Below are 22,640 nucleotides of genomic sequence, written 5' to 3' on the forward strand. Positions count from 1 at the left end.
TCGGCTACGGTAACGGCATGCCGAAGCAAAGTTCAGACGACGGCGGATGGTGGGCCCGTGCGGAGATCGACGACGCGCCCGAACTCGAGGTGGCGCTGCGCCTCGAGCAAACTGGCGAGCGCATTTGGGCTAGCGGCATCAAGGTCATACGCCGGGACGGGGGCGAGTTGCGGGCCAGAGATCTGCGCCGACCCTTGCTGTCCGAAGCGGTCGATATGGCGCGATCGCTGCAAGGTTATGTTGATCCGCGCACTCTGGCCCCAAGACCACCGCGACCAGGCCCCGCGGGCCATTCACCCGAGCACTTCAGACACGTTTGGGAGCTGTGGCAGCGGGCCCTCGTTGAGTCGCCCGGTCGCGAGATCAAATGGATGCGAAATCAGTGGAACCCCCCGATAGGTGATGCGACCATGCGCCGCTGGCGGGACACCGCGCGAGACATGTTTGGGCAGAAGGGTGGCAAGGGATGAAAGGCAGTGTCGTGAAGCGGTGCAGCTGCGCACCCATCTACTCGCAAAAGGGCGAGAGGCTCGCTTGCAAACTCCGCCACGGCTCATGGTCGTTCGTCGCCGACGCCGGCCGCGATCCGAGCACCGGCAAGCGCCGGCAGGTCAAACGCAGCGGCTTCGCCACGAGGAAGGACGCCGAAGACGCGCTGGCCGAGCTCGTCGATCAGGCGGCAAAAGGCCTGGCGACGCACGACGAAAAACAGACCGTCAAGACGTTTCTCGCGCAATGGATAGACGACAAGGAAGCCAACGGCCTGCGTTCGACCACGGTCACCAGCTATCGCCAGCACATCGAGCAATATTTCGTGCCGACGATCGGGCACCTCAGGCTCAAGGATCTACGGCCTGCGCACGTCGAGGCCATGCTGGCCGAGATCAGCAAGCCCCGAGCGGGCCGGCGTAGCGTCGGGCCGGCTTCCGTTCGCCGAATTCACGCGACCCTGCGCAGCGCACTCGGCACGGCTAAGAAACGCAGGCTGATCGCGTACAACCCCGCTGTCGATGTTGAGCTGCCCTCGGCCAGACGTCCGAAGGTTCAGCCATGGGAGGTCGAGGACCTCGGCGCCTTCCTCGACACCGCGGTGAAAGATACGCTCGGCGCGTACTTCGAAACGGTTGCCGGTACCGCCGGCCGCCGCGGCGAGATTCTCGGACTCCGCTGGGCCGACGTCGATTTCGACAAGGCGCGCGCCGTGCTGCGCGAGCAGGTTTCACACGCAGCTGGCCGGCAGCCGTGCCCATACTGCGGAGGCGCACACAGCGGCGCGGTATTCGGCCCGATCAAGACGCGCAGCGGCGAGCACCGACGGGTAGACCTGGACGCCGGCCTGGTGGGTGTGCTGATGGCGCACAAGCTCAGCCAGGATCTCGAAAAGGCTCAATGGGGCGAGCTCTATGTAGATCATGATCTGGTGTTCGCCCGCGAGGACGGCTCGCCGATCCCGCCAGACAGCATGACGCGCAAATTCAAGCGCTTGGTGAAGGACGTCGGGGTGCGCGAGGCGCGCCTCCACGACCTACGGCACAGCCGCGCGTCGTTGCTGCTGGCATCTGGCACGGATATCGCACTCGTGTCCAAGCTGCTCGGTCACAGCTCGATCGGCGTCACCGTCGACACCTATTCGCACCTGCTCGAGGGCGTAGGCAAGGACGCTGCCGAGCGGGCCACCGCACTGGTGCCGCGCAACCGGACAACCAGCACGCGTGACCAATCGGTGACCATCAATGACGAGCTTGATAAAGAAAACGGCCCCGAAAACGACGGAAGCCCCGACATTCGGGGCCTAGATGGAGCCGCCTTAGGGAATCGAACCCTAGACCTTCTCATTACGAGTGAGACGCTCTGCCGACTGAGCTAAGGCGGCGTTCGCAGCAAGCTACGGACCCGGGAAGTTTAGCGGGTCGGACACACAACGGTTAAATCCGGGGCTGCCTGCCACCGAGATACCGTATCTGCGTGGTCTGCCCGTTCGTCCGACACGTCGAAGCGGCTGCGTGATGCGCCCAACCGACGCAAAGCAACGCTTCAGCGAAGCCCGGGTAGCCCGGTTGGCCACCGTTGACGCCTCCGGGGTGCCGCACCTCGTTCCGATCGTCTTCGTCGTCATAGGCGAGGTCATCTACAGCGCCGTCGACGCCAAGCCAAAGCGGAGCCCCGAACTTCGCCGGCTGGCCAACGTGAGCATCAACCCCGCGGTATGCCTGCTCGCCGACCACTACGACGATGCCAACTGGAGCCGTCTGTGGTGGGCGCGCGCCGATGGCGTCGGCACGGTGCTGCCGCCCGACTCCGCCGAAGCGACCCGGGCGATCGACAGTCTGGCCGAGCGCTATCCCCAGCATCGAGAACAACGCCCACCCGGGCCCGTCCTGGCCGTCGAGGTTTCTCGGTGGTCCGGATGGGCAGCAAACGAACTCTGAAGCAGTCGAGCCTCACCAGGCCTGAAGCATCCACTCAGCCCAGTGTCTTGTGAGCCGCGGGTCGCCACACTAGGTTGCTGCCATGGCAAAGAACCTTAGGCAGGTCGGCCTCGATTTCTTCGAGACCGCGCAGTACAAGGACGTCGTACAGATTCCCATCTCACAGCCACCGGCGGCTGTCTTCGCGGCCGTCGCCGATGACCCAGCCGGCTGGGGAAACTGGTTTCCCGGTTTCTCCAAAACCGGGCGTTACGTCACGCCGGCGCCGAACTCGGTCGGCTCGCAACGCGAGATGACGATGCGGGGTATGAGCCTGCTCGAGACCGTGATCGCCTGGGACGAACCCAGCCATTGGGCCTTCTACATCAGCCGGGCAACGATGCCCGGCGTCCGCGCAATGGCCGAGGACTACCGGCTCGAGCCACAAGAAGGCGGCACCCTCCTCACGTGGACGGTCGCGCTCGACATGGCTCCGGCGGCCAAACCGATGGCAGCGCTGATGGGCAAGCTCGGCGCATCAACAATGCGAAAGGCCGTAGCGAAGCTGGAGATACAGCTGAGCGCCAACAGCGCGCCGAGCTAGTATCTCCAGCCAGCTATAGCGACCTACGGGATCAGCTGGACGCCGATGCGGGCGCCCGTCCGGGAATGTCCTTCCAACTGGACGGGATCTCGCCGTGTGCATCGCCGTAGTTGCGTGGCGTCGTGTCGACATCGGTCGCCTGTGCACGCAGCGCGCCGACCGTGGCTTGATCCCGCGTGACATTGGCGAACGGATCGAACCGGTAGAACCGGCTTGCGTTCTCCCAGGTGACCTTGTTGATCTCGTCGTCGGAAAGCTTCGCGGCCTCCAGGGACTTCATCAGGATCTCGGGCGACTGCGGCCAGGTGGCGTCGGAGTGTGGGTAGTCGCACTCCCACGAGATGTTGTTGATGCCGATCCTGTTGCGCATTTCCAGACCGGTTGTGTCATCGATGAAGCAGGTGAGAACCCGCTCGCGGAACACCTCGCTCGGCAGCTTGCCGCCGAATTCCTGATGCGTCCACAGGTGATGGTGCTGGTAGGTGTAGTCGGCCCGCTCGAGCCAGTACGGAATCCAGCCGATGCCACCTTCAGCGAGCGCGAAGCGCAGCGTCGGGAACTTACGCAACACCTGGGACCAGAGCAGCTCGGCTGCGAAGATGCCAGTCGCGAACGGCATGGTGTGGATGAGAACGTCGAACGGGGACCGCGGCATGAAGTTCGGGACCGCGCCAAAGTGGAACACCACGGCGCTGTCGACGTCCTGGCAAGCCTGGTACGCCGGATCCCACTCGTCACCGTGGATGTCGGGCATCCCGAAGCGGTGCGGTTCCGGGTGGAAGGAGATTGCGTGGCAACCCTTCTCGGCGACCCGACGAATCTCCGAAGCCATGAACTCCGGTCCCACCGCGAAGCCGGACAGGGCCAACGGGATCATCCGTCCCGGATAGGCGCCGCACCACTCGTCGATGTGCCAGTCGTTGTAGGCACGCAGGATGGCGGCGGCGAATTCGTGATCGTCGTTCGTGACGAAGAACTGACCTCCGAGGCCGGGCCAGGAGGAGAAGTTCATACCGGCCAGCACGCCGTTGGCGTTCATGTCGCGGATGCGCTCGTGGATGTCGTACGTGCCCGGCCGGACGTCCTCGAACGTGTCCGGGTCGCTGCCCCACTCCTCCGGCGGCCTACCCATGACGGCGTTCAGGCCGAACGTACGGATCTCGTTGCCCTCGATGAGCCAGGCGTCTGTGCCGTCCTCGCGGCGGATCACCCGAGGGGCCCTGTCCTTGAACTTCGCGGGTACGTGATCACGGATGTATTCCGTCATCGAGGGGGGCTCGACTACGTGATCGTCCACGCTGATCAGAATCATGTCTTCAATGCGCATTAGAACCTCCAGCGGCAGTGGCCGACGTCGGCTTATGCCGACGGAAGTATTGCGAGCATGTTTCCTGAACTTGATGTTGCTCTCACCACGCGGCCGCAGCAAGGGGGTAGCAAGCGCTAATACGCCACAATCGGAGGTCCAGCGATCGGGCACGCTAACATCGCAGAATTTGGCGGGCTGAGCCGCCTAAGCCGTCCAACCCGTCTAAGCCGCCGCCAATGTTTGTCCCCCGCCAATGCACAATCACAGAAATGGACGAACTTCGTATGAAGGTATTCCGCTCGGACCAGGTCGATCAGCTTTCGACCGTGCTGCCCGACCCCGAAGTCGGTCTGAACGTGAATTGGCTGGAAGGGCCTACCAACGGCGAACCCCTGGATGTCGGGCTGGTCACGCTCACCGCCGGCGGGCGCGCACCAGCCCATTCGCATCTCGGCGGCCAGCTCATCGTGGTGCTGTCTGGGCACGGCTTCGTCGAGACCGCCGATGAACGCGTATCGATCGGACCCGGCGATCTTGTGATCACTCCGCCTGGCGAGTTGCATACCCATGGCGCTCTGGCCGACGGACCGATGGCTCATCTGACGGTCACGACCGGCGGTTACGAATTCCCCGACATAAGCGCACTGCCCAATTCGGATTCGAATTCAGGTGCTCAGTAGTGCCCCTATTCGCCTTCGAGGAGCACGAGCCCTCAATTCATCCGACCGCCTTCATAGCGCCGACCGCCGTCCTCATAGGCGAGGTCATAGTCGAGGAGAATGCCTCTATCTGGTTCAACGTCGTCATCCGCGCTGACTACGGGCCTATCACCATTCGTGCGGGCGCAAATGTCCAGGACGGCGCCGTACTACACGGCGGGGCGGACTTCACCGAGATCGGGCCGGGCGCAACACTCGGGCATATGTCTCTCGTACACGGTGCGAAGGTCGGTGCAGAGACCTTGATCGGTAATGGCGCCATCGTCCTCGACGGCGCTCGGGTCGGTAGCCGCTCGCTGATAGCCGCCGGGTCGACCGTGCCGCCGAATGCCGTAATCCCGGACGGGGTGATGGCGATGGGTACGCCCGCAAAGGTGCGTGGCCCGCTGACCGAGTCCGCGCGCCATTGGGTCGACGACAACGGCGAGACCTACCGCAAGCTGGCGAAACGGTATTCCGCCGGATTGCGCTCACTGGACTGAAGGCCCGTTCAGTAAGTGAAGATCGGAGTCGCCGAACTTTGTCAACGGCGACAAAACCGCATTGATTGATTACTTTCTAACCATCAAGTTCCAACCAGCACCTTCGTACCGGGCCCGACGGCCCGGCTTGATCCGTCCGAGCTGACCACGACAGAGCCGAGAGGACCACGATGACCGCCCTTCAGAACGAGACCGGCGTTCTTGCCGGTGACGAGCGCATGCTCATCGACGGCGAACTGCAGTACACCGCGAGCGGCGCAAAGTTCGACGTGATCAACCCGGCCACCGAGGAGGTCGCAGGCCAGGCAACCGACGGCGTGGTGGCCGACATGGAGCGTGCGGTCGGCGCGGCACGTAAAGCCTTCGATACGACCGACTGGTCACGAGATGTCGACTTCCGGTACCACTGCTTGATCCAGCTCCGCGACGCACTCGTCGAAGAGAAGGAGCGTCTCCGCCGGATCATCGTGACCGAGGTGGGCACACCGATCGCGACCACGCACTCCATCCAGCTCGAATTCCCGATCACCGAGGCCGGCCACTGGCCCGAGTTCGGCAAGAACTTCGAGTACGAGCGCGACACCGGTGTGCATGACAGCATCGGCGGCGTTCAGGCCCGCCGCCTGTTGCAATACGACCCGGTCGGCGTCGTCGGCGCGATCACGCCGTGGAACTGCCCGCTGTATCTCAACATCGCCGAGTCCGTACCTGCGTTGATGGCAGGCAACGCCGTCGTCCTCAAGCCCGCACAGCTGACCCCGTGGTCTGGCAGCGAACTCGGCCGAATCGTCGCCGAGAAGACCGACATCCCGCCGGGCATCTTCAACGTCGTCATCTCCAACGCCAACGAAGTCGGCGCAGCGCTCTCGACAGACCCTCGGGTCGACATGATTACCTTCACCGGCTCGACCGCGACTGGACGCCGGGTGCTCGCTGCCGGTGCCCCGACCATCAAGAAGGTCTTCCTCGAGCTCGGCGGAAAATCAACCCACATCGTGCTCGACGATGCCAATTTCGAGACGGTATTGCCGATGGCGGCCGCCGGTGCGTGTGCGATGTCGGGTCAGAGCTGCACGCTGGCCAGCCGGATTCTGCTGCCCCGCTCGCGCTACGCCGAAGGCCTGGCACTGCTCAAGGCCACCATGGAGAACTTCCCGTACGGCGACCCGTGGGACCCGAACAACTTCCAGGGCCCGTCCATCAGCGAGACGCAGCGGCAGAAGGTGCTCGGCCTGATCCAGTCCGGCATCGCCTCGGGCGCGACGCTGATCACCGGCGGCGGTATCCCGGAGCACCTGCCGGTTGGCTACTTCGTACAACCGACGCTGCTTTCCAACGTCGACCCGCAGTCCCAAATCGGACAGGAAGAGATCTTCGGCCCGGTCATCACGGTCACGCCGTATGACACCGAGCAGGAAGCGATCGACATCGCCAACGACACGATCTACGGCCTGTCGGGTGAGGTGAGCAGCGGTGACGAAGAGCGCGCGCTCCGCGTTGCCAGGCGTATGCGTACCGGCACGATGACGGTCAACGGTGGCTCGTACTTCGGGCTGACCAGCCCGCTCGGTGGCTACAAGCAGAGCGGCCTGGGCCGGCGTAACGGCGAGCACGGTTTTGAGGAATACCTCGAGCTCAAGACGATCGGCCTACCCGTCCTCTGACCCCTCCCGGAACCGCATTGTGCGGCCCGAATTCTCGGCTGGCGACGACCAGACCGAAACTTCGGGCCGCACAATGGCATAAAGGGCGGTGACGGCGGAGTCACAGGTTAACCACAGACTTCACCAAGGGTCGCGCCAGCGATCTGCCACAATGTGTAGATCGTGACAACCACCTCTGCCCCGCGCCCCGCATCGCTGCTACGTACCGACGGCTCGCCCGTCCGGGTACTCGTAGTCGACGACGAGCCGAACCTCGCCGATCTGCTGACCATGGCCTTGCGCTACGAAGGCTGGGACATCAGAACCGCCAACGACGGGCTCGGCGCGGTGCGTATCGCGCGGGAATTCAAACCCGACGCCGTGGTTCTCGACATCATGCTGCCCGACCTCAACGGGCTGGAGGTGATGCGCCGTCTTCGTGACGACTCCCCCGATCTGCCGGTCCTGTTCCTCACCGCAAAGGACGCCGTCGAAGATCGGATTGCTGGGCTGACGGCAGGTGGCGATGACTACGTGACGAAGCCGTTCAGTCTCGAGGAGGTTGTCGCACGCGTCCGTGGACTGATGCGCCGCACCGCGATCGCGAGCGCAAAAGGCGGCTCGACCCTCACTGTCGGCGACCTGACGTTGGACGAGGAGAGCCACGAGGTCTTTCGCGGCGACGACGAGATCTCGCTGACGGCAACCGAGTTCGAGTTGCTCAGATACCTGATGCGCAATCCCCGCCGGGTGCTTTCCAAGGCACAGATCCTCGATAGGGTGTGGAACTACGACTTCGGCGGCCAGGCCAACGTCGTCGAGATCTACATTTCTTACCTGCGCAAGAAGATCGACGCCGGCCACGAGCCGATGATCCACACCCTGCGCGGCGTCGGGTACGTGCTGCGCGCCGCGAGCTGATGTGAACGTTCGCGCGTTGGGCCGACTTCGCCCGAGACCGCTTCGGGATTGGACCCTACGTGCTCGGCTGGTGACCAGCCTGCTTGGCCTCATCGTCATCATCAGCGTCGGGATCGGACTGTTCACGACGTTGTCGCTACGCAGCTTTCTGGTTGGAAAACTGGACGATCAGCTGACGACCGCCGGTGCGCGGGCCAGCGACCCGCACCAGAACGGCGGCTTTCCCGGAGAACGGCCGAACCTCGGAGCGACTACCACGTCGGGACCGGCGCGGATCCCCAATGGCCAACCCGATGGATCCATCAACGTATTCATCCAACCGACGGGCGCTCCGCAGGGCCATTTCCGGCCGTCAAACGGCGAGCTCGATCGAGACCTCGGCCCACAGGCATTAGCGCAGCTGATCCAGCTTCCCACTACCAACAAACCACAAACGATGGACGTCACGGGTTACGGGTCCTATCGGGTCCTCGCGGTCAAGACGCCCGACGGCTCTACGATTGTCACGGGCCTGCCACTCGCGCCGGTGAACAACACGGTGGTACGCCTCGCGCTCATCATCACCGCAGTCGGACTCATCGGCCTCGTTCTGGCTGGCTTTCTCGGCACGCTCATCGTCCGCCTCGCCTTGAGGCCGCTGCGACGAGTCACCGCGACCGCGACCAAGGTCGCCGAAATGCCTTTGGACGAAGGTGAAGTCGCGCTCGCCGTCCGGGTGACCGAACCCAACCCACATACCGAGGTGGGCCAGGTCGGTATCGCGCTGAACCGGATGCTCGAGAACGTCAACGACGCTTTGAACGCCAGGCACAAGAGCGAGACGCGGGTGAGGCAGTTCGTTGCCGATGCCAGCCATGAACTCCGGACGCCACTCGCATCGATCCGAGGCTATGCCGAGTTGACCCGGCGTAGCCGTGAGATTGCCCCACCTGACATCGCACACGCGATGACCCGGGTCGAGTCGGAAGCAAATCGGATGACAACCTTGGTCGAGGACTTGCTGTTGCTGGCACGCCTTGACGCCGGCCGCCCACTGGCCACCGCCGAAGTCGACCTCACCCGGTTGACCGTCGATGTCGTCAGCGATGCTCACGCAGCTGGCCCCGATCACAACTGGCACCTCGATCTCGGCGAGGAGCCTGTCACGGTGCTCGGCGACGAACCCCGACTGCAGCAGGTGCTGGTGAACATCCTCGCCAACGCCCGCACCCATACACCGCCTGGCACCAACGTCTGGATCTCCCTGCTGGAGAAGGCGGATTCCGTGGTCATCGAGATCCGCGACGATGGCCCCGGAATACCTCCGAAGCTGATGCCCGACATCTTCGAGCGGTTCTCCCGGGGCGAGGAGTCACGTTCTCGGGCTGCGGGCAGCACTGGCCTTGGCCTGGCCATCGTCTCGGCTGTGGTGACCGCGCATCGCGGGCAGATCACGGTTACCAGCAAACCGGGTGAGACGCTCTTTCAGGTTCGGCTGCCGATCCACGGACTCAGCACAACGCGCTCACAGACTCTGGCAAGGCTACCCGGGCACATTCTTCAGGTATGACGACAGATACCCTTATCGCGCCTGGCTATCCAAGTGATTCCGGGCCAGCATCCGGGTCGGGTCAAATCACCCGGCGGTCCTCCTGGGCCGACCGCGGCCGCTCGTTGGTTCGCGGTCGAACGACTGACCCTCGCTGGGTACGCCCATCGCTACTCGGGTTACTGCTCGCCACAGCCGTGCTCTACCTCTGGGGTTTAGGCGCGTCCGGTTATGCCAACTCGTTCTACTCCGCGGCCGCGCAGGCCGGTTCGGTCAGCTGGAAGGCAATGTTCTTCGGCTCCTCGGACGCGGCCAACTCCATCACGGTCGACAAGCCACCGGCTTCGCTGTGGATCATGGCCCTGTCGGTGCGGATCTTCGGGCTGAGCTCGTGGAGCATTCTGGTACCCCAGGCCCTCGAAGGCATAGCAGCGGTCGGCGTTCTGTACCTCGCCGTGCGCCGGACCTCGGGCGCCGCGGGCGGACTCATCGCCGGCGCCGTTCTGGCAGCGACTCCGGTAGCCGCTCTGATGTTCCGGTTCAACAATCCGGATGCGTTGCTCGTGCTCCTGATGACGATCGCCGCGTATTGCGTGCTGCGGTCGTTGGAAAGTGCATCGACGAAGTGGCTCGTCGCCGTAGGCGTACTGACCGGATTTGGCTTTCTGACCAAGCAGCTACAGGCGCTGCTCGTCGTGCCTGCCTTTGCGCTGGGCTACCTCATCTGCGCGCCGACCCCCGTCAGGCGCCGCATCGTCCAGCTGCTCATCGCCGGTGGTGCCATGGTCGCCGCCGCGGGTTGGTGGATCGCGATCGTCCAGTTGACGCCCGCGAGGTATCGGCCCTACATCGGCGGTTCGCAACACAACTCGATCCTCGAACTAACCCTTGGTTACAACGGATTCGGTCGGCTCACCGGTAACGAGACCGGAAGCGTCGGAGGCGGTGGACGTGGCGGAAACGCCGGCGGGATGTGGGGTTCTACCGGCTGGGGCAGGCTATTCGGCAGCGAAATGGGTGGCGAGATCGCCTGGTTGCTGCCGACCTCGCTACTCATGCTTGGTATCGGTCTCTGGTACACCCGGCGGGCCCCACGGATCAACCGAACCCGCGCCGCGCTGATCGTCTGGGGCGGCTGGCTAGTCGTCACCGCGTTGGTGTTCAGCTTTGCCAAGGGCATCATTCACCCCTATTACACCGTGGCATTGGCGCCCGCCATCGGTGGCGTGATCGGTGTGACCGCGGTCGGTCTATGGCGAATGCGACACGATTTCACGGCGAACGTCGTCTTGTCACTGACGGTGGCGGTAACCGCGGCTTGGCAATTCATCCTGTTGGATCGCGATCCGAGTTGGCTACCTTGGCTGAGATACTCGATTCTCATCGTCGGGCTCGCGGCCGCGTTGCTTCTGCTGCTACTGACGAAGCTGGCCGCGAAGATCGGGATCGTTGTCGCCCTCTTAGCCTTGGCCTCCGGTCTCGCGGGTCCGACCGCGTTTTCGATCGCGACGGCGGCGACACCTCATGAAGGTTCGATTCCGACCTCTGGCCCGGCAGGGTTTTCCAACGGGTTTGGCGGCGGTCCGGGCTTCGGCGGAGGCGCCCGCGGTGGCGGCGCCCGCGGCGGGGCGCGCTTCGGCGGCGGCACGGGCGGGTTCGGCGGCGGCGCAGGTGGCTTCGGCGGCGGCCCGACCGCTGGCGGCGGCACAGCAGGCGGTGCGGCGCGTGGCGGATTTGGTGGCGGCGGGTCTGGCGGCCTGTTGAATTCCAGCACGCCTTCAGCTGCAGTGGTCAGCGCCCTCAAGGCGAATTCAGGTGACTACACCTGGGTCGCGGCCGCGGTCGGATCGAACAGTGCGGCCGGTTTCCAGCTGGCGACGCAGAAACCGGTAATGGCAATCGGCGGGTTCAACGGTAGTGATCCGTCCCCGACGCTGGCCCAGTTCAAAGCCTATGTCGCGGCCAAGAAGATCCACTACTTCATCGCGAGCGGCGGTGGCGGCGGCGGTGGTGGCTTCGGAGCGCAGATGGGTGGCAGCAGCGCCTCCTCGGATATTGCGAGCTGGGTCGAAAGCAACTTCACCTCGACCACGGTGGGCGGCGTGACACTGTACGACCTGACCCAGTAAGGGTAATCTCGTCCCAGTCGTGACCACTGGTACGGCCCGACGCAGCTAGGCACTCAGAGAGCGCCAGTTGCATCGGGCCGTACTTTTGGCTTGGGTGAATGAGTATTCGCCGCGCGGACCGGGGCAAACACCGCCGCACGAGGCACCGATCGGGGGCAGCAACAGTCAAAGGTGCCACACAGGCTGGCCACAATCGCAGTAAAGCCTCGGCCCCGACGCTGTACCTATGACCACGTTGGCCAAGCCGAGCGCCGAGGATTCCATATCGCCGCGAAACCGTCCGACCCTGGACGTGACCATCCCGGTCTACAACGAGCAGGCAGATCTCGAGCCCGCGATCCGTCGATTGAACACACACCTTTCGCGCTATTTTCCCTACGCATTCGTGATCACCATTGCCAACAATGCCAGTACCGACGCGACCTCGGAGATCGCTACCGCGCTTGCCGCCGAGTTCGACAACGTCCGTCACGTTCGATTGGAACAGAAGGGGCGAGGACGAGCCCTCAACGCGGTATGGCTGGCCTCCGATGCCGAGGTACTGGCTTATATGGATGTGGACATGTCCACCGACCTCAACGCGCTGCTGCCCCTCGTGGCTCCGCTTATCAGCGGACATTCCGATGTGGCAATCGGCTCCCGGCTGTCGCGGCACAGCAGGGTCGTCCGCGGAACGAAGCGAGAGGTGATCTCCCGGTGCTACAACCTGATCCTTCGGAGTGCCCTGTCAACGGGATTCTCCGATGCCCAATGTGGATTCAAGGCTATCCGTGCCGATGTCGGTCGTCAGCTGTTGCCGCTCGTCGAGGACACCGGCTGGTTCTTCGATACTGAGCTTCTGGTCCTCGCGGAGCGATCGGGGCTGCGCATCCACGAGGTTCCGGTCGATTGGGTCGATGATCCAGATAGCAGGGTCGACCTCGTGCCCACTGCAATAGCCGACCTCAAAGGGGTGTTCCGGGTCGGCCGGGCACTGGCGACGGGTGCGTTGCCGCTGGCTGAGGTGCGGGCGCAGTTGGGCCGTCAGCCGTTGGGCACTCCGAGCCCGGACGTTCCTGCGGGCCTGTTCCGGCAACTCGTGCGGTTCGGTTGCATCGGCATCTTGAGTACGCTGGCGTACCTGTTGCTGTTCGTCCTCACCAGAGGAGCGCTCGGCGCCCAGGGCGCGAATTTCTTCGCCTTGTTGGTCACTGCCCTGGCAAATACGGCAGCAAATCGGCGCCTTACTTTCGGCATATCCGGTATGAGTAAAGCAGCCACGCACCAGGCTCAGGGGTTGGTGGTGTTCGTCCTCGGCTTGGTCCTGACCAGTGGCGCGCTAGCGGTACTGCATCTGGTGAGCGCACAGCCACACCGTGGGATCGAGGTGGCGACCCTGGTGGTGGCCAATCTCGTGGCGACGTTGTTGCGCTTCGTCCTGCTTCGCAGGTGGGTCTTTCGAGCTAGTGTCAGCCAGCCGCATCAGGAGCCTCGGCGCCCGCCGGGCCACTGAGACCCGAGCCGACCGTCCCGTCGCCGTAGAACTCGTCGTGAGCCTTGCGCGAGGAGCACACCGAGGCGAGCGCGCACGGCGCCCGTCGACCGTCGGCGCTCATCCGTACGACGACGGATTCGCTCGGGACGGAGTGGCTGATGACGGTGCCCTCCCCCTCCGGTGTTGAAACACACGAGCCGATGGCAGGTGCCCGTTCGTCGAAGTCCTGATAGAGCGGGTGTTCGTACTTCAGACAACACATCAGCCGCCCACACGCCCCCGAAATGCGCATCGGATTGAGCGGCAAGTCCTGGTCTTTGGCCATCCGCACGGACACCGGTTCGAAGTCGACCAGAAAGGTCGAGCAGCACAGCTCGCGGCCGCACGATCCGATGCCGCCGATGACCCGAGCTTCGTCGCGAGCAGACAGTTGGCGCAGCTCGACTCGACCCTTCAGCGTCGCTCCCAAATCACGCACCAGGGCCCGGAAATCCACCCGGTTCGGGGCGCTGAAGTAGATCACCGTTCGGTTCGCGCTCAGTACGTGATCGACGCCGGCGATCTTCATCGGCAGCCCGTGTTCGCGGATCAACCGCTTCGCCGCCACCCGCGCTTCGGCACGCTTCTTCTTTCCCTCCGCCAAAGCCTGTAGATCGTCGTCGGAAGCCAGACCCACCAGCTGCGGCAGCGCGCCGACTTCATCAGCCGTGTATTGCGGCGCCCACATCACCTGAGCGACCTCAGGACCTTCGGGGGTCGGGTATAGAACGTGGTCACCCACGGACGGAGAAAGCGAACCCGGGTCGGCGTAGTAAAGCCGTCCTTTGTCGGTGAACGTGACGGCGCAGATCATGCCCATCGGCTGAGCGTAACCCGGCGGGGCTCAAATCGGCCTGCGCCTGCTGGAAATTCTTCAGTCACGCGTGGCGATCTCGAACCCGGACACCTGACGGCCTAGCTGTCCGAGGACACCGTTACGGCAGTCGGAGGGCAGCCGTCATGGCCTCTACCGCGAATTTCGGTTTCACGTTCAGGTCGATCGCCTCGCGGCACGCGAGCACCTCATCGATGCGCTTCAGCGCACCCGATGAATCGATGGATCGCGCCACCAGCGAAACGTCCTTGGCGAAATCGGGATGGGCCGCGGCCACCGGCGAGCCAGCCTGAACGAGCAGCACGTCACGGAAGAAGCTGGCCAGGTCGACCAGAGCGCGATCGAGGGCATCGCGTTGCAACCGGGTCGCCCGGGATTTCTGCTTCTTTTCGAGTTCCTTCAGGGCCGCAGCACTGCCCCGCGACGCACCGGCGGCACCCTTGCCCGTTCCACCGGCACCGAGCGCGACTTTCATCTCTTCGGTCTCAGTCACGTCCAGCTCGGTCGTCAGCACTTTGGCCTCGGCTTCGGCGGCCTTCACAAGGTGATCGGCGGCCTCGAAACAGGCGTTCAGCGAGGTCAGCTGGGCCGGAATCGCCAGGACGGCTGCGCGGCGATCACGCGCCTGTTCATCGCGTGCGAGTCGCCGGGCCCGGCCGATGTGACCTTGAGCGGCCTGTGCAGCCCAGGTGGCTGTCCGCTCGTCGATGCCGTCGGCAACCAGCACCGCGGCGACGTCGGCGGCCGGCGGGATACGCAGATTCACCACCCGGCACCGCGAACGGATCGTCACGATCACGTCGTCCGGGTGGGTGGACGGCGCACACAGCAGAAAGACGGTTCGATCAGCCGGTTCTTCGATGGCCTTGAGGACGGCGTTGGAAGCGCCCTCGGTCAGCCGGTCGGCATCTTCGATGAGGACGACCTGCCAGCGCCCGAGCGAGGGACGGCGAGCCGAACTGGCGACGACGGCCCGCATCTCGTTGACCCCGATGGACAGACCTTCTGGGACCAACGAACGAACATCAGGATGGCTGCCTGCACGAACCGATCGGCAGGACGTGCACTGGCCACAACCTGGCGTACCGCCCTCGGGTCCCTCGGACCGGTCCGCTCGGAGCTCCTCGGCCCGATCGCATTGCAGAGCAGCGGCGAGCGCCCGCGCGGCCACCGAACGACCCGATCCGGGTGGTCCGGTGAAGAGCCACGCGTGCGTCATAGCGCCCGGTTGCACCGGCCGACCTGCCACCACGTCGGCAGCCGCCGCGGCCGCCTTGGCCAGTTCGGTAATCGCGGCCTGCTGACCGATCAGGTCGTCGAAGACGCTGCTCACTACTCGACCCTTTCCGCGGTCGCCCGCGCCGTCTTCGTCGTGCTGATTGCTGATTCGGCCGGTCCTGATTCGGCCGGTCCCGATTCGGCCGGTCCCGATTGGGTACCGGAAGTCGCGACGACTTGCGCTGTCGGTGGACGCAAGGAGAGCACGCCGAGCACCGTCGTTCGAACTGTTGCGGCGAGCTCGTCCACACTCTTGGTCGCGTCCAGCACCAGGTACCGGTTCGGGTCAGATTCGGCCAGCTTCCGAAAGCCTTGTCGCACCCGTTCGTGAAAGGCGAGGGTCTCGCGTTCCAGACGGTCAGGCCCAACCTCGGCATCTCGACCCTTGGCCCGGAGCAGCCCGATCTCGGGCGGAATGTCAAGCAAGATCGTCAGATCAGGTACGAGGTCTTCGGTCGCCCACCGCGAGACCCGCTTGACATCGTCGGTCGACAGCGTCCGACCCGCGCCTTGATAGGCCAGCGAGGAATCGACGAACCGATCGGTGATCACGACCTCGCCGCGATCGAGGGCCGGCCGGATAATCGTTGCCACGTGATGCGCCCGGTCTGCGGCGAACAACAGCGCTTCGCTCCGGGGCGAGATCGGCTCGTCAGTGTCCAGCAGCAGCTTGCGGATCTGCTGGCCGATGGCGGTGGCACCAGGTTCATGAGTGACGACAACCTGATTGCCCTCAGCGCGAAGGGCCTTTGCCAGCAAATCGATCTGGCTGGATTTGCCGGCGCCTTCGCCACCTTCGAAAGCGATCAACACGCCGCCCGAGTGTAGTCGTCGGCGACCGGACGTATCTCCGCGCAGTGCCGTCATGAGGTCAGCGAGTACCGGGACCTTGCTGCGTTGATCCATTTGCCGGTACGCGAGAACTCCGGACAGGATCGCCAACAGCCCGGCAGCGAACAGCACGATGCGCGTCCCGTCCACCGTGTCGCTGGTACCCGGCAGGGTCCGCGGCCCGATCGTGCCCACGAGTACTGGCACGGCGGCCAGAGCCAGGATCATGACGACCCTGACCATCGATTGGATGAAGGCGAACACCCGCCCGCGCATCTCGTCTTCGATCTCTGAACCGAGCAGCGTCATCCCAGCGAGATAGCCGACGCCCGCGCCGAAACCGACGCCGAGCACCATGATCATCGCGAGCAACACATGCGGCATCAGTGCAGTGAGAGCTAGGCAGATACCGGCGAAAACGATGCTGAGGCCGAACAATCGCCGCCGCGAAACCTCGCGTGCCACCCGCGGTCCGAACGCCATGCCCAGACCAAGACCGACGAAGACCGTGCCGAACAGCACACCGTAGGCAGCGTCGCCACCGCCAAGACTGCGTACGTAGGTCTTGCCCGCACCGATGACGGCGCCTCCAGCGGCGAAGGCGCCGAGAATGCCGAGGATCAGCCCGCGCAGCAAACCGGTGGTGCGGACGAAATGAGCCCCGTCGCGGAGCATCCGCCACAGGCTTGGCTGTGCCTCGCCGACGTGTGCCGCCTGGCTCCGCTGTTGGCTCGATATCTGCCGGATGAAGAAAACCGTGCCTGCGCCGACCAGGAAGGTCGCGGCGTTGAAGTACAGCGCCAGGCCGACCTGGTTGGTGCTGAAGAACGAGAACCGCTCGCTCAAGGCCTGCGAGATCAGCGCCAGCAAGCTGAAGAGTGCTGCTGCACCAACGGGGGTCAACCCGTACGTCGTGATCAGGCTGAGCTGGTTGGCCGTCTCGAGCTGATCCTTACGGACCAGGTTGGGGACGGAGGCATCCTTGGCGGGGTTCCAGAAGAGACCGATGCACTCGATGAGGAAGGTCGCAACGTAGAGAACAGGCAGGGTGTGAGCGATCGGAATTGCAATAAACAGGAAGAATCGCAGAATATCGGTGACGACCATCGTGTAGCGACGGTCGAAACGGTCTGCAAAAGCTCCGGCTAACGGACCAAGGATGACCGACGGGACAAGGCGGACAACCAGCACCAGGCCGAGCGCGTAGTTCTGCGCTTGGTAGCCGGTCGTCAGCTGGGTGGCAAGGGCCGTCGTGGCAAGAAGACCTAGCCAGTCACCCAGGCTCGAGAGACCGGTGCAATACCAGAGTCGACGAAACGGGGTGATCGTGAGAACGCCCTTGATCGCGGCGGCACCGGATACGCCGGCCGGAGCGTCAGGCCCACCGGGAACCGGCGCGCCGGTCGAGGTGTGGCCGCCGCTCTGACGGCCGGAATCACTGGAGATGATTGCTCCTCGCGCTGCTGCTGTTCAAAGGGTGGTGCTTGTGGACCGGAGGTCAAGACAGCCTATCCGGCGGGGCTGTCATCGGTCCTTGGGCAAGCGAACGTGTCTCTCAGCTCATACAAAGGTTGCCGTTGGCCCAGTCCCTGTCCCTGTCCCTGTCCCTGTCCCTGTCCAGAGCTGACCAGATAATCGCTGATTGGGTACGTGCGGCCTAAGCATTCGTCGCACGATTGCTGAGCAGGGTCCGAAGCGCCTTGACGGTCACGGCCAGCTCTCGCTCGTTGAGAGTCGCCACGAGCTCGGCCTCGTAACCCAGCAATGATTCCAACGCTCTATCCACTCGCTTTCGGCCCGCCGCGGTGAGCCTCACCAGGGTTTGGCGCCCGTCGGAAGGATGCGGACGCCTGGTGATCAGACGGCGGTCGGCCAACCGGTCAAGGCGATTGGTCATCGTTCCTGACGTGACATGCGTCGCCTCGATCAGACGCCCTGGCGTGAGTTCAGCGGCGGGCCCACTCCGTCGCAGCGCCGCGAGCACATCGAACTCATGCGCAGCCAGACCGTGCTCGGCAAAAGCCTGCTCGCGCTGATCGTCCAGTAACTGGGCCAGCCTGCGTACCCGGCTGAGCACCTGCATCGGCGCCAGCATCAGGTCTGGCCGCGCGGCTGCCCATGCGGCGACGATCTCGTCCACTTCGTCGGTCATGCGCGTACCTTACCAACTCCCTTGACATCAAGAGATATTATCTTGACGTCAAGAGATTGGAGCACATCAAATGCAGTGGGACCCTACGCAATATGCCCGCTACGCCAACGAACGCAGTCGACCATTCTTCGATCTGGTCGGACAGGTCTTCGCTGAGACACCTGAGCAGGTCGCCGATCTCGGCTGCGGCCCCGGCGAGCTCACGGCCAGCCTCGCTCAGCGGTGGCCCGCCGCGCAGGTTCTCGGCGTTGACTCGTCGCCACAGATGATCGAACGCGCTCAGCAACACGTCAGCGATTCCGTCAAGTTTAGCCTTGGAAACGCTGAGGAATTCGATGCGAGTGGACTCGATGTATTGATCAGCAACGCCCTCTTGCAGTGGGTTCCCACTCACCGGCAACTGATGCTTCGCTGGCTGGACGAACTGAATCCGGGCGGGTGGCTGGCTTTTCAGGTGCCCTCGAACTTCTCCTCACCTTCGCATCAGCTGATGCGGCAGGTGGCCTCGTCGCCACGCTGGGGCGACCTGGTCGGCACCGTGCTGCGTCACGACGACGCCGTGGCCGAACCAGCCGACTATCTCGATCTGCTCGCCGACCCGAGCCGGCACGTCAGCGTTTGGCAGACCGAGTATCTGCACGTCCTGAACGGTGACGACCCCGTTCTGCAATGGGTAAAAGGGACCGGGCTGCGGCCGATTCTCGATGCGCTCGGCGATGACCAGGCCGCCGAATTCGAAGCCGAATATGCCGCGCTGTTGCGACAGGCCTATCCGCCAAGGCCGTATGGCACCGTGTTTGCGTTCCTACGCACGTTTGTCTGCGTCCACAAGCGATGATCGCGAGCGTCAACGTTCAGCTGCCACGATCCGCTGCGCGGACTTCAGGTATCGCTGGTTGATGAATCGCTGTGCGGCACGAGCAATCGGACCACCGAGCCGAGTTATCCAGCTATTCGGACGCGACCAGGAATCGACGCTCACCACGACCCGGTCATCGGCCAGCCAACGCGCCTCGAAAGTCTCCTCGCCGTCCTCGGGATGATCTCGCCTGGTGCGGTAGGTGAAACCGAGGCGACGTGGCTCATCGAATACCTCGATGACATCACAGGAACCGGTGATGGCAAGCGGACCGGATCGTAACGGCCCGACTCGCAGCCGAACCACGTCGCCCACCCGTACCGGCTCGTGGTCGGCTTGGAACTTCACACCGGTACCGCGCTGCATCTGCAGCGACATGATCGCAGCACCCGCAGACCGGAAAGCCACCTCACCGCGGCCGACTTCGGCGCTGAGAGTGAGGTGGCGATACCGACCCGGCACTGGAGCTAGGCCTTCTTCGCAGGAACCTTCTTGGCGGCAACCTTCGTCGAAACAGCCTTTGTGGCAACAGCCTTCTTGGGAGCAGCGCCGGCTTTCTTGGCACCGGCCTTCTTCGCCGCCGCCTTCTTCGCCGGGGCCTTCTTGGTAACCCGTTTCTTGACCGGGCCGCGCGCGCGACGGTCGGCCAACAGCTCCGATGCTCGCTCGTCGGTGATCTCGTCGACCGAGTCATCACGTCGAAGCGAGGCGTTGGTCTCGCCATCAGTGACGTAAGGCCCGAACCGGCCGTCCTTGACCACCATGGGCTGACCCGACACCGGATCGTTGCCCAGTTCTTTCAGCGGCGGCGCAGCGGCAGCCCGACGGCCACGCAGCTTCGGTTGGGCGAAGATCGCCAGCGCGTCGTCAAGCGTGACCGAGAACAGCTGCTCCTCGGTTTCCAGCGAGCGCGAGTCCGTTCCTCGTTTGATGTACGGGCCATAGCGCCCGTTCTGCGCGGTGATCTCTTCACCCTTGCCCTCGTTCGCGGCCGGATCGGTGCCGACCACCCTGGGCAAGGTCAGCAGCTTCGCGGCATCGTCGAGGGTCAGTGTCTCGAAGGACATCGTCTTGAAAAGCGACGCAGTCCGCTCGCCGTCGGTGACGTACGGCCCGTAGCGGCCGTTCTTGCCGGTAATCTCCCGGCCGGTGGACGGATCGATACCGACCTCGACATCGCCAGACGGCGCCGAGAGCAGTTCCTCGACCTTCTCCGGGGTCAGCTCGTCCGGTGCAATGTCTTCAGGCACCGATGCGCGCAGCGCCGAATCGGGACCGCCCTTCTGCACGTACGGGCCATACCGACCCACCCGCACGACGACGTCGGAGTCTGGCCCGAACAGCTGGATCGAGTTCACGCCACGGGCATCGATGTCCTCGAGGCGTTCGGCGATCAGTTTCTTCAAGCCACCTTGCGCCGAGATCCGACCGGCCTGGTCGGCATCGAGTTCAGCGCCTGGGTTCGACCCGAAGTAGAACTTGCGCAACCAGTCCACCCGCGACGTCGTGCCGCCGGCAATCGAGTCCAGATCGTTCTCCACCGACGCGGTGAAGCCGTAGTCGACGAGCCGTCCGAAGTGCCCTTCGAGCAAGCCGACGACCGCGAACGCCACCCAGGTCGGGACGAGCGCAGCGCCCTTCTTCCAGACGTAGCCGCGATCCTGGATCGTCTGCATGATCGAGGCGTAGGTCGACGGCCGGCCGATGCCGAGCTCCTCCATGGCTTTGACCAACGACGGCTCGGTGTAGCGGGCCGGCGGGTTCGTCGAGTGCCCAGACGGCTCGAGCTCGCGGACGGCAAGATCGTCGCCGCGGGTCAGCTGCGGTAGCCGCCGCTCGCTGTCGTCGCGCCCGGCATCAGAATCCGACTCAGCGGCGGTGTCGTCGGTGTCTTCGACGTAGGCACGCATGAAGCCCGGAAAGGTGATCGTGCGGCCCGAGGTAGCGAACTCGGCCCGCTCCTGGGCAACCGAGGTGCCGGCCAGCCTGATCGACATCGTTGTTCCGACCGCATCGGCCATCTGCGAGGCGAGCGTGCGCTGCCAGATGAGCTCGTACAGCCGGAATTCGTCCGAAGACAGCTGCGAGGCCAACTGGCCCGGAGTCTTGAACGAATCCCCGGCGGGCCGAATCGCCTCGTGCGCCTCTTGAGCGTTCTTGACCTTGCGCGAGTAGTGCCGTGGCGCGGCCGGCACGTAGGCATCACCGTAGAGCTCGCGGGCCTGCGCCCGGGCGGCGCTCAGCGCCGTCTCGGACAGGTTTGTCGAGTCGGTTCGCATATAGGTGATGAAGCCGTTCTCATACAGCCGCTGGGCTACCCGCATCGTGACCTGGGAGGACCAGCGCATCTTTCGGCCGGCCTCCTGCTGCAGGGTGGAGGTCATGAACGGCGGGTAGGGACGACGGCGGTAGGGCTTCTCCTCGACCCGGGTGACCGTGAAATCGACGCCCTCGAGTCGGGCGGCCAGGCCGCGGGCACCCGCTTCGTCCAGGTGCAGGACGTCGTTGGATGCCTTGCCGGTCGCGGCGTCGAAGTCGCGACCGGTTGCGATGCGCTCATCGCCGAGGGCGACCAGCGTGGCTCCGAAGGTCTCCGGATCGCCGTCCTTGCGGGTGAGCGGGGCAAACGTGCCCTCGATGTCCCAGTAGTTGGCGGTGTGGAAGGCCATCCGCTGGCGCTCGCGCTCGACCACGATCCGGGTGGCGACGGACTGCACGCGACCTGCCGACAGCCGGGGCAGGACCTTCTTCCAGAGCACCGGTGAGACCTCGTAACCGTAGAGACGGTCGAGGATTCGGCGGGTCTCCTGGGCATCGACGAGGTCGGCGTCGATCTCGCGGGGTTCAGCCACGGCCCGCGCGATCGCCTCAGGAGTGATCTCGTGGAAAACCATCCGCCGGACGGGAACCGTCGGCTTGAGGGTCTGCACGAGGTGCCAGGCGATTGCCTCACCTTCGCGGTCCTCATCTGTTGCCAGGTAGAGCTCGTCAGCGTCCTTCACGAGGGACTTGAGCTTGGTGACCTGAGCCTTGCGATCTGGGCTGATGACGTAGAGCGGTTCGAAGTTGTCGTCGGTGTTGACTCCGAGACGGGCCCAGGGCTGACCTTTGTAGGCCGCTGGGACGTCCGCTGCGTTGCGAGGCAGATCGCGAATGTGACCGATCGATGCCTCGACGGTGTAACCCTGGCCGAGGTAGCCGCCAATGGTCTTGGCCTTGGACGGTGACTCGACAATGACCAGTTTGTTACCGGTCGGCGCTTTCTTGCGTGGTGGCACTTCAACTCTCCTGTCTGTGCTGCCATTGCAGGCAGCGGGTGGTCGCCGTCGCGGGCGACCTTCGCTCGATAGGTTCGCCACGATGTCACGTGTGGCGATCATGGTGCTGCTCCCAGATGCGACACGGGCCCGGCGGTGGCCGAGCCCGCAT

General features: G+C 64.3%; 18 protein-coding genes, 1 tRNA gene and 1 pseudogene. 12 read left to right on the forward strand and 8 right to left on the reverse strand.

Annotation, left to right across the window (positions count from 1 at the left end; genetic code table 11):
- Window positions 1–17 precede the first annotated feature (17 nt).
- On the forward strand, window positions 18–470 hold the full coding sequence (locus tag ACSMXN_RS20890) for a hypothetical protein (RefSeq protein WP_155958564.1): 453 nt from the start codon (window positions 18–20) through the stop codon (window positions 468–470).
- A pseudogene (locus tag ACSMXN_RS20895) lies at window positions 467–1,582 on the forward strand (site-specific integrase); the annotation flags it as partial. The gene ACSMXN_RS20890 and the pseudogene ACSMXN_RS20895, both read left to right, overlap by 4 nt.
- A 215-nt stretch (window positions 1,583–1,797) precedes the next feature.
- Here ACSMXN_RS20895 and ACSMXN_RS20900 read toward each other — a convergent pair.
- Window positions 1,798–1,873: transfer RNA gene (locus ACSMXN_RS20900), tRNA-Thr, on the reverse strand.
- Between the two features lie 133 nt (window positions 1,874–2,006).
- On the opposite strand from ACSMXN_RS20900, the gene ACSMXN_RS20905 reads away from it, so the two are divergent.
- Together ACSMXN_RS20905 and ACSMXN_RS20910 are read left to right on the forward strand one after the other, a co-directional pair.
- Entirely contained in the window at window positions 2,007–2,429 is a 423-nt protein-coding gene (locus tag ACSMXN_RS20905; protein WP_022915561.1) for a TIGR03668 family PPOX class F420-dependent oxidoreductase, read from the forward strand.
- An 82-nt stretch (window positions 2,430–2,511) separates the two neighbouring features.
- Window positions 2,512–3,012 carry an SRPBCC family protein gene (locus tag ACSMXN_RS20910; RefSeq protein ID WP_022915562.1) on the forward strand — a complete coding sequence of 167 codons (501 nt, stop codon included), beginning with the start codon at window positions 2,512–2,514 and terminating at the stop codon, window positions 3,010–3,012.
- A 31-nt stretch (window positions 3,013–3,043) separates the two neighbouring features.
- Here the strand turns inward: ACSMXN_RS20910 and ACSMXN_RS20915 are convergent, their stop codons facing one another.
- A complete protein-coding gene (locus ACSMXN_RS20915; protein WP_022915563.1) occupies window positions 3,044–4,339 on the reverse strand; it encodes an amidohydrolase family protein in 1,296 nt (431 codons plus the stop codon).
- A 251-nt stretch (window positions 4,340–4,590) separates the two neighbouring features.
- Here ACSMXN_RS20915 and ACSMXN_RS20920 point away from each other — a divergent pair, with 251 nt between their 5' ends.
- The 7 genes from ACSMXN_RS20920 to ACSMXN_RS20950 all read left to right on the forward strand — a co-directional run bounded on the left by ACSMXN_RS20920 (window position 4,591) and on the right by ACSMXN_RS20950 (window position 13,235).
- On the forward strand, window positions 4,591–5,001 hold the full coding sequence (locus ACSMXN_RS20920; RefSeq protein WP_022915564.1) for a cupin domain-containing protein: 411 nt from the start codon (window positions 4,591–4,593) through the stop codon (window positions 4,999–5,001).
- On the forward strand, window positions 5,001–5,522 hold the full coding sequence (locus tag ACSMXN_RS20925) for a gamma carbonic anhydrase family protein (protein ID WP_022915565.1): 522 nt from the start codon (window positions 5,001–5,003) through the stop codon (window positions 5,520–5,522). Before ACSMXN_RS20920 ends, ACSMXN_RS20925 begins: the two co-directional genes overlap by 1 nt.
- Window positions 5,523–5,692: 170 nt before the next feature.
- The gene (locus tag ACSMXN_RS20930; protein ID WP_022915566.1) at window positions 5,693–7,186 is read left to right on the forward strand and encodes an aldehyde dehydrogenase family protein; all 1,494 of its coding nucleotides are present in this window, start codon (window positions 5,693–5,695) and stop codon (window positions 7,184–7,186) included.
- Between the two features lie 162 nt (window positions 7,187–7,348).
- Window positions 7,349–8,086, forward strand: a complete 738-nt coding sequence (locus ACSMXN_RS20935; protein ID WP_022915567.1) for a response regulator transcription factor — start codon at window positions 7,349–7,351, stop codon at window positions 8,084–8,086.
- Window positions 8,087–8,156: 70 nt separating this feature from the next.
- Window positions 8,157–9,635 (forward strand): sensor histidine kinase, encoded by a 1,479-nt coding sequence (locus ACSMXN_RS20940; RefSeq protein WP_455407634.1) that lies wholly within the window; start codon window positions 8,157–8,159, stop codon window positions 9,633–9,635.
- Window positions 9,632–11,743 (forward strand): glycosyltransferase family 39 protein, encoded by a 2,112-nt coding sequence (locus ACSMXN_RS20945; RefSeq protein WP_022915569.1) that lies wholly within the window; start codon window positions 9,632–9,634, stop codon window positions 11,741–11,743. Before ACSMXN_RS20940 ends, ACSMXN_RS20945 begins: the two co-directional genes overlap by 4 nt.
- Window positions 11,744–11,969: 226 nt before the next feature.
- The gene (locus ACSMXN_RS20950) at window positions 11,970–13,235 is read left to right on the forward strand and encodes a bifunctional glycosyltransferase family 2/GtrA family protein (RefSeq protein WP_022915570.1); all 1,266 of its coding nucleotides are present in this window, start codon (window positions 11,970–11,972) and stop codon (window positions 13,233–13,235) included.
- On the opposite strand, the gene ACSMXN_RS20955 is transcribed toward ACSMXN_RS20950, so the two are convergent.
- From ACSMXN_RS20955 to ACSMXN_RS20970, 4 genes are all read right to left on the reverse strand, one after another.
- A complete protein-coding gene (locus ACSMXN_RS20955) occupies window positions 13,192–14,076 on the reverse strand; it encodes a regulatory iron-sulfur-containing complex subunit RicT (RefSeq protein ID WP_022915571.1) in 885 nt (294 codons plus the stop codon). The two genes, ACSMXN_RS20950 and ACSMXN_RS20955, sit on opposite strands and share 44 nt — an antisense overlap.
- 115 nt (window positions 14,077–14,191) lie before the next feature.
- Window positions 14,192–15,424, reverse strand: coding sequence for a DNA polymerase III subunit delta' (locus ACSMXN_RS20960; protein ID WP_022915572.1), 1,233 nt, complete (start codon window positions 15,422–15,424; stop codon window positions 14,192–14,194).
- A complete protein-coding gene (tmk, locus tag ACSMXN_RS20965) occupies window positions 15,424–17,649 on the reverse strand; it encodes a dTMP kinase (protein ID WP_455407787.1) in 2,226 nt (741 codons plus the stop codon). Before tmk ends, ACSMXN_RS20960 begins: the two co-directional genes overlap by 1 nt.
- A gap of 208 nt (window positions 17,650–17,857) precedes the next feature.
- Window positions 17,858–18,352 carry a MarR family transcriptional regulator gene (locus ACSMXN_RS20970; RefSeq protein ID WP_022915574.1) on the reverse strand — a complete coding sequence of 165 codons (495 nt, stop codon included), beginning with the start codon at window positions 18,350–18,352 and terminating at the stop codon, window positions 17,858–17,860.
- Between the two features lie 70 nt (window positions 18,353–18,422).
- On the opposite strand from ACSMXN_RS20970, the gene ACSMXN_RS20975 reads away from it, so the two are divergent.
- Entirely contained in the window at window positions 18,423–19,190 is a 768-nt protein-coding gene (locus tag ACSMXN_RS20975) for a methyltransferase domain-containing protein (RefSeq protein WP_022915575.1), read from the forward strand.
- A gap of 9 nt (window positions 19,191–19,199) precedes the next feature.
- On the opposite strand, the gene ACSMXN_RS20980 is transcribed toward ACSMXN_RS20975, so the two are convergent.
- Together ACSMXN_RS20980 and topA are read right to left on the reverse strand one after the other, a co-directional pair.
- Window positions 19,200–19,673 (reverse strand): DUF1990 domain-containing protein, encoded by a 474-nt coding sequence (locus ACSMXN_RS20980; RefSeq protein WP_022915576.1) that lies wholly within the window; start codon window positions 19,671–19,673, stop codon window positions 19,200–19,202.
- A 5-nt stretch (window positions 19,674–19,678) separates the two neighbouring features.
- Entirely contained in the window at window positions 19,679–22,591 is a 2,913-nt protein-coding gene (gene topA, locus ACSMXN_RS20985; RefSeq protein WP_081649365.1) for a type I DNA topoisomerase, read from the reverse strand.
- Between the last annotated feature and the right edge of the window lie 49 nt (window positions 22,592–22,640).

The organism is Parajatrophihabitans canadensis (assembly GCF_053764775.1).